The sequence below is a fragment of the Vibrio sp. 10N.247.311.12 genome (assembly GCF_041467515.1).
Lineage (GTDB): Bacteria > Pseudomonadota > Gammaproteobacteria > Enterobacterales > Vibrionaceae > Vibrio > Vibrio crassostreae_C.
Genome location: NZ_JBFSUV010000009.1, coordinates 40,183 through 54,727, shown reverse-complemented (window position 1 = coordinate 54,727; position 14,545 = coordinate 40,183). Strand labels below are relative to the sequence as shown.

Sequence of the window (14,545 nt, the reverse complement as noted above, 5' to 3'; positions counted from 1 at the left end):
ATTAGGCTTGATAAGTTGGATAATCGACGTAGCCTTCGGCTCCGCCCCCATACAAGGTCAACCTAGCATCGGCATCAAACTCGGCCAATGGTAAATCATGAGCAAATCGGGCGACTAAATCAGGGTTCGTTACAAAAGGAGTACCAAAGGCAACGAAATCAGCATACTGCTTATCTAGCAACTGTTGGGCAGATTGCTTGGTCAACTTTCCTGCAACCATGATTGGATTAGAGTATATTCGGCGTACTTGCTGGCGAAACTCTTCAGGCACCTCTACATAGCGTGATATGTTTTCTGAAAAATGCACATACGCAAGGTTCATCAGTTGTAGTTTTTCCAGCAATGCTAACGTTAGCGGAACAATTTCAACATCATCCCCAGCAAAACCCTCTCCGATATGAGGAGACAGACGAACCGCAACTCTTTCCCCACCAATTTCGTCGGTAAGTGCTTGCAACGTATCAACCAAAAAGCGCATGCGATTCTCTTGGCTGCCACCATATTGATCACTTCTTTGGTTGCTTTCTAAGCGTAAAAAGGTATCAAACAAGTAACCATGCGCAGCATGAATTTCCACGCCATCAAAACCAGCTTCAATGGCGTTTTTGCCCGCTTGTACAAAATCCGCAATCGTGCTCTTAATGTCTTGCAGCGTCATCTCCCGTGGCGTTTCAGTTTCAATCATCCCAAAGCCACCTTCAGCTAGTGGGCCAAATACTTGATCTGGGATTTTAATCGCTGATGGGGCTAACGGCTTAGTACCTGAAATATCAGAATGACTGCGTCGCCCCACATGCCAAAGTTGAGTAAATATTTTCCCGCCATCTTGATGCACAGCTTGGGTGGTTTTTTTCCAGCCTTCGATGTGCTCTGGGGTATAAATGCCCGGAGTCATCGAATAACCTCGTGCAGCCGCTGAGATCGGGGTGCCCTCTGATACAATGAGTCCAGCACTGGCACGCTGACGGTAGTAGGTTGCCATCATCTCGTTTGGTACATCACCAGGTTGAGACGTGCGTGAACGAGTCATCGGCGCCATCGCGATACGGTTTCTAGTCTCAAGTCCGTGACCTTTAAATACCTTAAACATACTTACCCCCTTAAGCTTTATACGTTGGATAATCAATCAGACCTTTCTCACCACCACCAAACAAGGTGTTTGGATCATGCTCTGCCAATGGGTAGCCGTGAAGTAGACGTTCAGGAAGATCGGGATTCGCCACAAAAGGTCGACCAAAGCCGATCATATCAGCCAGTCCGTCATCAATAGCTTGCTTTGCTTTTTCCGCATTATAACGACCTGCGTAGATCAGCACGCCTTGAAAAGCATTGCGCATTGCACGTTTGAATGAGACGGGTGTATCTGGTGCATCATCCCAATCGACTTCAGCAATATGTAGGTACACGATATGATGTTTATTGAGTAACGCTGCGGCAGCGGTATAAGTCTCAATAGGGTTAGCATCAACAGTACCATTTAAGGTTGTTAAAGGTGCCAAGCGCACACCAACGCGGTTAGCGCCAATTGCGTCCACCATTGCTGCAACGACTTCATCAAGAAAACGAAGACGATTTTCCAGGCTACCGCCGTATTCATCACTGCGGTTGTTAGCTTCGGAGTCAATGAATTGGTTGATCAAATAACCATTCGCCGCATGCAGTTCAATGCCATCAAAACCTGCTTCAATCGCATTCAATGCCGCTTGACGATAATCTGCAATGACTTGTTGAATATCTGCTTTTGTCATTGCTCTAGGCTGCACGACATCAACAAAACCTGGTTCATCACTGCCATTATCAACGAATACTTTTACGTTTTCCGCTTTTAACGCTGATGAAGAAATCGGTTGCTCACCACCGATGTTATCTGTGTGAGTGACTCTGCCCACATGCCAGAGCTGAGCGAAAATTGCGCCATTTTCTGCATGCACTGCTTGAGTTACTTTACGCCAGCCTGCGATCTGCTCAGGTGTGTAAATACCTGGGGTCCATGCATAGCCTTTTGCCGTCGCTGAAATTTGCGTACCTTCAGACACAATCAATCCTGCACTGGCACGCTGAGCGTAATAGGTTGCCATCATATCATTTGCGACATCACCAGGCTGACTGGCTCTTGAACGCGTCATCGGTGGCATGACAATGCGGTTTTTGAGTGTGAGTCCACCCAATGTGAATGGTTTAAATAGTGATAGTGACATAGTTGAGCCCTCTTCATTTGATAAGGGCATACTAGCAAATGAGTCACCAATCATTTATAGCAATAAAGGCAAATAATATTTGTATAAATTGCAACAATCAGCTTGTTTAAGCGGGTTACAGGGTTAGCTTTGGCTTAATAAAATCAATAAAAGCGGAGATCCGCTTGGCCACAGAAGAAGTCTTATAATACACAGCGTTGACTTGTTCTCTTCGTGGATGACTGATTTTTTCGCTCTCCAACAGCGAGATTAAACGTCCTTCGGCAATATCTTTATTCACCATAAACCCTGATAGACATGCAATGCCATTTCCTGCCAACACAATTTGTCGAATGGTTTCGCCATTACTTGATGACATCAAAGCGTCTAGTTGGGTAAAACCTTTTAAAGGCCAGTCATTCAAAATTTTGGGGGCGACAAATCCAATGAGATTATGCTGAGCAAGATCGCTGCTTTTAGTGGGGAGCCCGCGTTTTGAGATATATTCTGGTGAAGCTACAATATACAAGGGGCTTCGACCCAGCGACCGAGCATGTAGCGTTGAATCGCTCAACGTACCAATACGGATTGCTAAATCGGTTTTCTTTTCTAGTAAATCCACAATGCCTTCATTGGAAGTTATTTCTAGCTCAATATCGGGATAGGCTTGATTAAATGACTGCACCAATGGCACCAGTTGATGAAACACAAACGGACTAGCCGCGTCGACACGTAAACGGCCTTTGGGCAATTCCCCACGGGAAATAATATCTTCTTCCGCCTGCTGTAATTGCATTAACCCCACCCGCATAGAGTCAATGAACTGGCGTCCTTCATCGGTTAATTCAATACGTCTAGTGGTTCGGTTTAGAATAGTGACCCCAAGTTGACTCTCCACTTTACTGACCGCTCTGGATACTCGCGCGACTTGGATATCTAGGCTCTCTGCTGCCGCTGAAAAACCTCCGGTATCGACTACAGCTAGTAAAATGGCTAAATCATCAGATTTTGTTCGCATGCTATTTCCCTCAATTTTATCCAATCGCTCATCAGCTTTATTGCATTTATAACAAATATCATTTGTAAAAACCTCTGTTTTTCACAAAACATCTTTAATGCAAAATGCCCCCCATCAATTAACAACGCGACGGCATAGCGACCAATACATCGGCTATTGCTGGTCATTTTCAAACAACAGAGAGTAAATATTATGCCTTTAGCACTTCTTGCATTGACGCTCAGCGCCTTTGCTATTGGAACAACGGAGTTTGTGATCGTGGGGCTACTCCCGACCATGGCCTCCGACCTAAATATATCACTGCCTTCAGCAGGCTTGCTGGTTAGCCTTTATGCACTTGGTGTTGCCATTGGCGCCCCGGTTTTAACGGCTTTAACAGGAAAGTGGAATCGTAAACACGTATTGATTACCGTCATGTCACTGTTTGTTGTCGGTAACTTAGTTGCATGGCAAGCACCTGGATATAACACCCTGATTATCGCTCGTATTTTGACAGGTTTAGCCCATGGTGTATTTTTCTCCATTGGTTCAACCATTGCTACCGGTCTGGTACCAAAAGAAAAAGCCGCCAGCGCCATTGCGATTATGTTCACTGGTTTAACCGTGGCGTTAGTCACAGGCGTGCCGCTTGGGACATACATAGGTCAAACCTTTGGCTGGCAATCAACCTTCTTAGTTGTTGCGCTATTAGGTTTAATCGCATTAATTGGTAGTGCTTTCTTAGTACCAAATAACTTAAAACAACCTGCTGCAGCTAAGCTTTCATCGCAGCTTAAGGTATTAACTCAACCTAGATTATTACTGGTTTATGCGATTACTGCACTGGGTTATGGCGGCACTTTTACAGCATTCACTTTCCTTGCTCCTATTTTGCAGCAAGAAACTGGCTTTAGTGCGAATGCAATTAGTTTAATTATGTTGGTTTATGGAGTCTCAGTTGCGATTGGTAATATTTGGGGCGGAAAAATGGCCGATAAAATTGGCCCAATAAAAGCCCTTAGCATTATTTTTACTGGTCTTGCAGCTGTGCTTATCGTGTTCAATTTTACCGCCGTTAACCCTATTGCCGCGGTAGCCACGATTTTAGTTTGGGGGGCATTTGCATTCGGTAATGTTCCAGGTTTACAAGTATATGTAGTGAAACTTGCTGAAAAATATACACCAGATGCAGTGGATGTTGCTTCCGGTTTAAACATTGCCGCCTTTAACGTTGGTATTGCACTTGGTTCATGGGGCGGAGGGATGGTTGTCGCTGAAGCAGGCTTAATGCATACACCTTGGGTAGGTGCAGTAGTTGTACTGATAGCGCTTGCTTTGACCCGCTTTAGTGGCCGTCTTGATAAGCGTGCAGAAAGTTAATGGTAAAAATGTATTAATGAAATAAACACGACTCTTACCCTTAGAGCTGGTCAATGCAGCAGCATTGGCCAGCTTTTCGCAACTTATATTGATTGGTATTAGACAAGATTGAAACTGATAAGAGGCACTCAATGAAAACCGTTTTTATTACTGGAGCTAATCGTGGCTTAGGATTAGAGCTTGCAAAGCAATATGCACAGCGACATTACAAGGTCATCGCTTGCTGTCGCGATATTGATTCAGCGCATGAGTTAACCCTGTTAGCACAACAGTATTCAACCATTCGCCCTTATGCTCTAGATGTTAGTCATGAAACAGATATTCTCGCTTTAACTGAGGTGTTTAAAGAGCAACCTATTGATGTACTTATTCATAATGCTGGGGTGAGTGGTGAAGGATGTGACAACTTAGGCAATATGGATCAGCAAAGATGGCTAGAGGTGTTAAAGGTCAATACCATCGCACCCATGTTAATCACGCAGGCCTTGCTCAATAATATTCTAGCCGGCCAAGATAAAACCATAATCGGGATGACCTCAATACTGGCCAGTATTGATGATAACCGCTCAGGGGGACGATACAGCTATCGAGCATCAAAAGCGGCCCTCAACCAAATAATTAAATCTCTAGCCTGTGAATTATCCGAAGCGGGAGTGAAGACCATGGCAATTCATCCAGGTTGGGTAAAAACCGATATGGGTGGAAAGGAAGGCAAGGTAACAGTAAAAGAGAGTGTTACAGGCATGCTTAATGTTATCGACAATTTAAAACTTAAGCATTCAGGTTCATTTTTTGTCTACGATGGCACTCAATTGCCATGGTAAGCCTAGTAGTTACGTCTCATACAAACTCTAAGGGTAGGATATGCTTTTAACCTTTATAGTTTTAATCCTTTCTATTGTCGCTTTGCTCGGGTGGTATTTACACAAAGTCTCCCGTGACATTTCCAAAATTGACTGGGATTGGGATGACGATGAGATCCTATAAATTGATATTGCCTGCATCTATGGCTGGTCACATTACATATCCTAAGGAACGACTGCGATCTTACTCTGGAATGAGTAAATACTTTAACGTGATGTATGGAATCCACTCCCTCCTTAGCAATCTAGACTTAGGAGTGTGAGAAAAGACCGAGGGTTCCAATATGTTGACTAAAAATGTTATCGCTATCGACTTAGCAAAAAATGTTCTTCAAGCCTGCCATATCAGCATTCATGGTGAGCTAATGTCCAATAAACCTCTGAGTCGCCAGAAGATGAAAGAGTTCTTGGCAAAGGCTAAGCCTTCGATTGTCGCCATGGAAGGTTGTTGCGGTTGCCATTACTGGGGGCAATTAGCAGAAAAACTTGGGCATGAAGTCCGAATCATTAACCCTAAGAAGGTGAAAGGATACCTAGAAGGTCATAAAACGGATCATAATGATGCTCTCGCCATCGCTAACGCCGCTATACAAATTGGTATCAAGTACAGTCGTCCAAAGTCATTGGAACAACAAGCTATGCATTCTTTAGAAACTAGCCGTAGATTCTTATCTCGTAGTGTTGTTTCCCTAGCTCTTCACATTAGAGGGACAATTTTGGGCTACGGGATAGCAAACCCTAGAGGTGAAAAAGGCTTAAAAGCGTCGGTTCAAACCGTGCTTGATGGCGATACACCAATACCCTCCAATATCGTATCCGTTCTGTCGATGCTTTGGGAGCAATATAAAGAACTTAAAGCAAAACTCATCGCATTCGAAAAAGAGAAAAATGCTTTAACCCGTCAGATAGAGCCGTGCCAACGATTAATGGGCATTGAAGGGGTTGGTGAAACAACTGCTGCGATGCTCTATACAACTCTTGGTGATGGAAAGCAGTTCAAGAATGGAAGACAAGCTTCAGCATTTGTTGGTCTTACACCTAAACAGCACAGTTCAGGAGGCAAAGTTTTTATGATTGGGATCGATAAATGCGGTGGTGTGAAGGAGCTACGCTCGCTTCTTTATCTTGGCGCAATGTCATACGTTGGGCGACTACCCGAAAAACCGAAGACTCAGAAGGACGCTTGGTTGAGGAACATCATAGATCGTATCGGCTTCAAGAAGGCCTGCATTGCACTGGCTAACAAAGTGGTACGTACTGCGTGGGCAATGCTTCGGTATGAGACTGAATATAAACCAGTATTACTCACTCATTAATCACTACCAAATTTTTAAATTTTACAAAATGATGATGCATAAAAGGTAAGACCAACCTACTGAGAACCTGGCCATTCTGTCATGCTGTAAAAAGCTGCTAACGCGATAAGGACAGTAGGTGCGCAAAACATCAAAGGCTAGAGGGTAGCTCCTTCAATAAGAAGCCGAATATACGACCGCATCTTAACTTTTATTGCCAAAATCACTTTGTAAATACGTGGATTCCATATATGAAATGGGGCAAGCAATGATCGCGCTTAGAAAAGTCTGGGCATCACAAGCCAGCCCTAACATCACTAGTTTGAAGCTACAAAATGATTTGCCGAAATCAATAGAATGAGTTTTGACTATCTCGCTATAAGGCCACTTAGCGATGGTCTATCCAACATATGAGCACAAAAAAAGCGAGCACTAAGCTCGCTTTTAACTATCTGTTTTTGAAAAAATTACAGCAGTTCAACCGACTGCTGGGCGATCACGAATTCTTCGTTGGTTGGGATAACCATTGCTACTGCGTCTAACATTTCAGACTTAGCGATGATCCCTTCAGCACCAAAGCGAGCAGATTCGTTACCTGCTACATCTTCAACGAAACCTAGAATCTTAAGGTTGTTTAGGATTTCACGACGAATTGGTAGAGAGTTCTCACCGATACCACCAGTGAAGATGATGCCGTCTAAAGAATCTAGCGTTGCAAGGTAAGAAGCAATGTATTTTGATACGCGGTAAGTAAACACCTCAAACGCAAGCTTAGCGCCTTCATGGCCCTCTTCCATTGCTTCTAAGATGCCACGAGCATCGCTCGTAAGACCAGACACGCCAAGGAAGCCAGACTCCTTGTTTAGAGAGTTAAATACTTGCTCTTGTGACCAGCCTTTCTTAAGTAGGTATTCGATGATGCCAGGGTCTAGGTCACCACAACGTGTGCCCATCATTAGGCCTGAAAGTGGTGTGAAGCCCATAGAAGTATCAACACTGTTACCATCTTTAATAGCACATACAGATGCGCCGTTACCTAGGTGAACAGAGATGAAGCTCGATTTTTCGATTGGCTTGTTAACCATCTTCGCAGCTTCACGGCTAACGAAGTAGTGGCTAGTGCCGTGGAAACCGTAGCGACGTACGCCGAAGTCTGTGTATAGCTCTTTTGCGATTGCACCAGTGAATGCACGTTGAGGCATTGTTTGGTGGAAAGCAGTATCAAATACAGCGAACTGAGGTAGAGAAGGGAAAGCTTCAATTGCAGCACGGATACCGATAGCACCTGCTGGGTTATGAAGTGGAGCTAGGTCAGATAGGCTTTCAATTTCGTTCGTTACTTCTTCAGTAATGCGAACCGTTTGAGTGAACTTCTCACCGCCGTGTACGATACGGTGACCGATAGCCACGATATCAGCCGTGAAGCCTAGGTCTTCCATCAGGCCAACCAATTTGCCAATGGCAATTTTGTGGTGGTTATCTTCACCTTGAATGGCAATTTCAGTTTTCTCGCCTTGGAATTTCCAGCTCATACGAGCATCTTCAAGACCAAAACACTCCCCTAGGCCACTTAATACTGCTTCACCAGAAACAGAATCGATTACAGCAAATTTTAGGGATGAACTACCCGAGTTAATAACCAGAACAAACGAATTAGACATTGGATATGGATCCTGTTTCAGTACGAATTGGATGAAGTGTTTACTTCAATTTTAGTTAAGTCCATTATTCAATAATTTTTGAATCTTTCAACTTTTGTTTTGAAAAAATCACTAAATGAACACAATTAAGTTGATCTTGGTCATTAAATTATTTATTTCGAGAGCGGAATTAAAAAATAGTTGAATAAGAAAATTAATGAACAGGTGACGCAAACGAGTGCTCACGTTATTTTTAACTTGATTCAGTTAATTAAAGCGACTTGAACAAATGCAGGTGATCCGCTTGAAAAACAACCACCCTTCCCTTTCGTCTGCTTATCATTACCGATAACTTTTTGCTCGATTTCTCAATTGCTCAGTGTTTGCATCAAAAAGCTCACTGAAGTTGAGAATAGTGATCTGATCTTATTTTGATTGCCTTCGAGCACAACTCTACGAATAGATGCACTGTAACGACGCTTAGATAGCCTTCACTCTTCGTTTCAGCATCTTGTAGCACGTTCTTTTGGTATAGGCTTAGAACGCGATACAGCTAAGTTTTGGCACTAACATTCGTTCTAGGCGCGATGCTTAGTTTCATGGACGAAGCATAGTTACAGGAACGAAGCTTGATTAAAGTAAGTTAGCTACGAATATCGAGCCAACCAAAGCTTAAGTTCAAATAACAGGCACAAAAAAGCCGAGCATTACGCTCGGCTTTTAAATTCAGTGTCTAGACCTAAAGCGTCTAAGCGACAGGTTGATTAACCTTCGTTGCGCTCTGGACGACGACCACGGTTACCACCGCCATTGCCGTTACCATGGCCACGTTCGCCACGGAAGTTACCACGGTGATCGCCACCACGGTTACGGTCGAAACGACGTTCGCCATCACGTCCGCCAGCAGAGTTACCATCGCGAGCACCATCACGGTTGCCACGGTATCCACCACGACCGCCTTCACGGTTACCACCTTCGCGGTTGCCGCCTTCACGGTTACCACGGTAGCCGCCACCATCACGACCGCCACGGTTGCCACCACGGTTGCCATCACGACCGCCGCCGCCACGACGAGGCTCACGGAAGTCATTGAAATCAACAACTACAGCGCCAGCTTCTTTTTGACGAATGCGAAGTTTGCTTAGCTTACCAGCAGTTTCAGAGTTCATTGCTTTTGGCAGTTGAACGTAAGTAGAACCTTGGTCTAGCTTGATAGCACCGATAGAACCTTTAGTTAGGCCAAGTTCGTTTGCTAGTGCGCCAACGATGTCTTTAACCTGAACGCCTTGCTCACGGCCAACTTGTAGTTGGTAAGTATCCCAATCTTGAGTATTGAAGTTGCGACCACCACCGTCACGGCCGTTGTCACGATCTTCACGACGCTCTTTGCGACGGTTCTTATCACGCTCAATAGCAGCGATCATTGGGTCTTCGCCAACGTAGAATAGTGGGCTCTTACCTTGCTGACGCTTAAGAAGCATTGCAGCTAGAGTAGCAGCATCAACTTCTAGAGACTCTTGAAGAGTAGAGATAAGACCTGCAAAGTTTTCTAGTGCTTTGCTTTCTTTCTCAGTTTCAAGTTCAGCGCCAAGCTTAGCAACACGTGCAGCAGCAACTTGGTCACGTAGAGGAAGTTGAATTTCTTCCATTTGAGACTTAGTTACGCGCTCGATTGTGCGAAGCATGCGAATTTGGTTAGTGCGAACTAGTAGGATCGCTTTACCTTTACGTCCAGCACGGCCAGTACGACCAATACGGTGGATGTAAGATTCAACATCGAATGGGATGTCGTAGTTGAATACGTGAGTGATACGTGGAACATCAAGACCACGAGCTACAACGTCAGTTGCAACTAGGATGTCGATAACACCTTGTTTGATGTGATCAACAGTACGCTCACGTAGAGACTGAGGAATATCACCGTGCAGTGCAGCAGCTTTGAAGCCACGTGCAGATAGCCAATCAGCTAGACGCTCAGTGTCTTGACGAGTACGTACGAATACGATTGACGCGTCAGTTTCTTCGGTTTCTAGAAGACGAGACATTGCTTCGTCTTTTTCTACGCCTTTAACAACCCAGAAGTTCTGCGCTACTTTATCAACTGTGTGGTTAGTACCAGCAACGTCAACTTTAGCCGGGTTACGTAGGTAACGGTCAACAATAGTCTTAACCATTGGAGGCATAGTTGCAGAGAAAAGTACACGTTGTGCAGATTCTGGAGCTTGCTCTAGGATCCAAGTAACGTCATCTACGAAGCCCATTTTCAGCATTTCATCTGCTTCATCAAGAACAAATGTGTGTGCTTCATCTAGGTGTAGACGGTCACGAGTTAGTAAGTCTTTAACACGACCTGGAGTACCAACAACAATGTGAGCACCGCGGCTTAGAGCACGCATTTGGTCAACAATTGAAGCACCACCGTAGATTTCAATAACTTTAAGACCTTTGATATCACGGCCAAGGTTTTTGATTTCCGCAGCAACTTGAATCGCTAGCTCACGAGTAGGAGCCATGATGATTGCTTGTGGTTTGTGTTGGTTCAGGTTGATTTTGTTAAGTAAAGGCAGAGAGAATGCTGCTGTTTTACCAGTACCAGTCTGTGCTTTACCTAGTGCGTCACGGCCTTCAAGAAGAAGAGGAATAGCTGCTGCTTGGATTGGAGTCGGAGAAACGAAACCCATGCTATCAAGAGCTGAAAGAATGTTATCGTTTAGGGCTAATTCATTAAATTGAATTACAGATTCGGACATTGGGATCCCACTATATATAAGTAAACAAAAGGTCCCGGGAGCTCTATCAATTCCAATACTGATCCAATCAGATACTGATTCCATTCAGAGTTACGAAGCAGTAATAAAACACTTCAAGCCATTAGGGACGTCTAAGGGAGGCGGATTATTCCCTAAATGCATAAAAAAATCCAGAAAAAATTGAAATACATCACATATTTTTCGCTTTTACATCAATACTGGTTATCATATCGTCAAAACTTGATGAATATCTCGTCACAGCACCCATCTCCTAGCAAATTGACCTAGTTAAATAAGAGGGCAATTAATTAACGCTCACTTCGCCTTTAAGTAGTAATCAAGCCTCGCAATGATTATAGTGTGCTCAATTGTCCTCGATAGATAAAAGTCAAAATGTTTCAAGATAATCCTCTACTCGCTCAGCTCAAGCAGCAAATCCAAGAAACCCTCCCTAAAAAGGAAGGTACCATCAAAGCCACTGAAAAAGGTTTTGGTTTTCTCGAAGTTGATAGCAAAACAAGCTTCTTTATCCCGCCTCCGTACATGAAGAAATGTGTGCACGGTGACAAGGTGATTGCCATCATTCGCACAGAGAAAGAGCGCGAAGTAGCAGAGCCTGAGGAATTGGTTGAACAAGGTCTTACTCGCTTTATTGCACGAGTTAAGCTTTTCAAAGGCCGATTGAACGTTGTTCCTGATCACCCGCAGCTCAAAAAACTGCAACTTAAAGCGAAAGCAATGAAGGGTCTAAACCCTGAAACGCTTAAAGAAGGTGACTGGGTTGTTGCTCATATCGTTCAACACCCATTAAAAGGTGACAATGGTTTCTTGGCTCAGATCTCTGAGAAAATCACAGACGCTGACGACAAGATTGCACCTTGGTGGGTAACGCTGGCACAAAACGATCTACCAAACAGCGAGCCTGAAGGCATCGACAACTGGCTAATCAACGATGACGCCGATCTTGAACGTGTAGACATGACGCACGTCCCTTTTGTGACTATCGATGGCGAAAGCACAAAAGATATGGATGACGCGCTTTACGCGAAGAAGAAAGAGAACGGTGATTTTGAACTGACTATCGCAATTGCTGATCCAACGGCTTACATCTCTCCAGATGATGCGATGGATAAAGTGGCACGCGAGCGCGGTTTCACTATCTACCTTCCTGGTCGCAACATCCCAATGTTGCCTCGTGATCTTGCTGACAACCTATGTTCACTGATCGAGAACGAAGTTCGTCCTGCACTTTGCTGCACAGTAACGGTATCTAAAGATGGCGTTATCGGTGATGACATTAACTTCTTCGCTGCAAACATCAAATCTCATGCTCGTCTTGCTTACGACAACGTATCAGACTGGCTAGAAACAGGTGCATCAGAGAAATGGCAACCATCAGAAGAGATTGCTGCAATTGTTTCTGATCTTCACCAATTTGCTCAAGCACGTTCAGCATGGCGCTCAGCAAACGCTGTTGTGTTCCCAGATCGCCCTGACTACCGCTTTGAACTGAGCGAAGATAACGATGTTGTCGCTATCCACGCTGACATGCGTCGTAGCGCAAACAAGCTGGTTGAAGAATCAATGATCAGCGCGAACATCTGTGCGGGCCGAGTACTAAAAGAGAGCTTCAACCAAGGTGTGTTTAACTGCCATTCTGGTTTCAAGGCTGAGAAAATCTCCGACGTTCTTGAACTGGTAAACCCGCAAGCGGAAACGCCGTTCACTGAAGAGCAAATCATTTCTCTAGAAGGTTTTGCTACTCTACGTCGTTGGTTAGGTTCTTTAGATAACAGCTACTACGACAACCGTATTCGTAAATTCCAAGCGTATAGCGAGATCAGCAATGAGCCTGCACCGCACTACGCGATGGGATTAGATATTTACGCAACTTGGACTTCTCCAATTCGTAAATATGGCGACATGATTAACCACCGTATGCTTAAAGCACACATCTTAGGTAAAGCGCCAATTCAAACACCAGATGAAACTATCGGTGATGAACTTGCCCTGCACCGCCGTCACCACGGCATGGCTGAGCGTAATGTTGGCGATTGGTTGTATGCTCGCACTCTAGCCAATGCTCCAGCAGAAGAAACTCGTTTCCAAGCTGAGATTTTCGATATTAACCGTGCAGGTATGCGTGTACGTTTACTTGAAAATGGTGCTGCTGCATTTATCCCTGGATCTCTCATTCTTAATAATAAAGAAAGAATAGAGTGCAACGGTGATATGGGTACTGTATCTATCGATAAAGAAATGGTATACAAACTGGGAGACGTTTTAGAAGTAGTTCTCTCTGAAGTTAATCAGGAAAACCGTAACTTAGTAGCAAAACCTACTCAAGTATTTGCGGACTTGCCTAGCGTGCCTGAAACGACAAACGAAACCGAAGCTTAAAGGCTTTAACAGCTACAGCTTTCAAGGTCAAAGCTTTCAAGGTCAAAAGCTTCAAAGGTTCACTTCTAAAGGCGCTAATTATTAGCGCCTTTTTTGTAAATGTCTCATGCTTAAACAATACTTAAAAAAAACAATCAATAAGCAATCAATTTACAACGTCAAAGAAGCTCACTATGTCATCAATCACAGTTACTCAGTTCAGAAACTTCATTCCCAGGAGACGAGAACGTTATCCTGCCTCTAAAAACGGTATCTTTATAGTGTCGAAAGGCAGCATTTCTTTTGTGTTGCCCAATGGTACTCAAGCCTCGTTGCAAGCGGGAGATTTCACCCTTTACAATTCTGGTCAGATTAAAGACATCACGGTTAACACTGAAAATGGCGAATTCAGCGCAACCTGCTTAGATTTTGATTTGGCTATCTTTCAAAAGTTCATTAATCAGTTCAGCGATTTAGAGTCCGCTCGAATCCCAGACAAGTACATTAAGTTCAATCAAACGGATACTGAGCTCTGTCAGTTGAAAGATCTCATCATGTCACTGGCCAACTCTTCTTCTCAGAATGACTACGCACTCACTCAATTAGGCTTAAGTTTGCTGTCTTTGATGGTGGAACAGTACCCAGCTCTATTGGCTATTATTGCTCGAGCTTCAAGGTTAACCGTGACCCAAAGAGTCATTCATTACATCGAGCAAAACATTGAAAACAATATCTCTTTGGATACGCTCGCCAGTTACATGGGAATGTCACCGGCTACGCTTAAACGTCGCTTATCGGCTGAAGATCTGTCGTTCTCAAACTTATTAAAGATAAAACGTATTGCTCATGCAGCCACTCAGCTAAGAACATCGGATAAGTCGATCACTCAAATCGCGTATGAGTCAGGCTTTAAAAGTGCCGCTCACTTCAGCACGGCCTTTAAAACGTATCACGGAAAAACACCAAAAGACTTCCGATCGCTAGTGGCACAAGCACAACTGCAGAGCGTAAAGCCGCAAGTTTAAAGAAACAAAGCGATAGATTGATGTGGACGTCTTAGTTGG

The 14,545-nt window shown here is 44.1% G+C and carries 10 protein-coding genes; 5 read left to right on the top strand and 5 right to left on the bottom strand.

What is annotated here, in order from left to right:
- Position 1 precedes the first annotated feature (1 nt).
- From AB6E30_RS06040 to AB6E30_RS06030, 3 genes are all read right to left on the bottom strand, one after another.
- Positions 2-1,090, bottom strand: a complete 1,089-nt coding sequence (locus tag AB6E30_RS06040) for an alkene reductase (protein ID WP_017062693.1) — start codon at positions 1,088-1,090, stop codon at positions 2-4.
- A 10-nt stretch (positions 1,091-1,100) separates the two neighbouring features.
- Positions 1,101-2,198, bottom strand: coding sequence for an alkene reductase (locus AB6E30_RS06035; RefSeq protein ID WP_102321231.1), 1,098 nt, complete (start codon positions 2,196-2,198; stop codon positions 1,101-1,103).
- Positions 2,199-2,313: 115 nt separating this feature from the next.
- On the bottom strand, positions 2,314-3,195 hold the full coding sequence (locus AB6E30_RS06030; protein ID WP_102398645.1) for a LysR family transcriptional regulator: 882 nt from the start codon (positions 3,193-3,195) through the stop codon (positions 2,314-2,316).
- Positions 3,196-3,387: 192 nt separating this feature from the next.
- On the opposite strand from AB6E30_RS06030, the gene AB6E30_RS06025 reads away from it, so the two are divergent.
- From AB6E30_RS06025 to AB6E30_RS06015, 3 genes are all read left to right on the top strand, one after another.
- Positions 3,388-4,554, top strand: a complete 1,167-nt coding sequence (locus AB6E30_RS06025; RefSeq protein WP_102398644.1) for an MFS transporter — start codon at positions 3,388-3,390, stop codon at positions 4,552-4,554.
- A 131-nt stretch (positions 4,555-4,685) separates the two neighbouring features.
- A complete protein-coding gene (locus AB6E30_RS06020) occupies positions 4,686-5,378 on the top strand; it encodes an SDR family oxidoreductase (RefSeq protein ID WP_017068416.1) in 693 nt (230 codons plus the stop codon).
- Positions 5,379-5,701: 323 nt separating this feature from the next.
- Complete coding sequence (locus AB6E30_RS06015) at positions 5,702-6,733, top strand: IS110 family transposase (RefSeq protein ID WP_372102943.1); 1,032 nt, start codon at positions 5,702-5,704, stop codon at positions 6,731-6,733.
- Positions 6,734-7,179: 446 nt separating this feature from the next.
- On the opposite strand, the gene AB6E30_RS06010 is transcribed toward AB6E30_RS06015, so the two are convergent.
- Entirely contained in the window at positions 7,180-8,373 is a 1,194-nt protein-coding gene (locus AB6E30_RS06010; protein WP_372102941.1) for an acetate/propionate family kinase, read from the bottom strand.
- A gap of 743 nt (positions 8,374-9,116) precedes the next feature.
- Complete coding sequence (locus AB6E30_RS06005) at positions 9,117-11,186, bottom strand: DEAD/DEAH box helicase (protein ID WP_080582207.1); 2,070 nt, start codon at positions 11,184-11,186, stop codon at positions 9,117-9,119.
- A 309-nt stretch (positions 11,187-11,495) separates the two neighbouring features.
- Between AB6E30_RS06005 and rnb the strand changes: the two genes are divergently transcribed.
- The gene (gene rnb, locus AB6E30_RS06000; protein WP_372102939.1) at positions 11,496-13,502 is read left to right on the top strand and encodes an exoribonuclease II; all 2,007 of its coding nucleotides are present in this window, start codon (positions 11,496-11,498) and stop codon (positions 13,500-13,502) included.
- Between the two features lie 173 nt (positions 13,503-13,675).
- A complete protein-coding gene (locus tag AB6E30_RS05995) occupies positions 13,676-14,506 on the top strand; it encodes an AraC family transcriptional regulator (RefSeq protein ID WP_017064362.1) in 831 nt (276 codons plus the stop codon).
- The last annotated feature ends 39 nt before the right edge of the window (positions 14,507-14,545 follow it).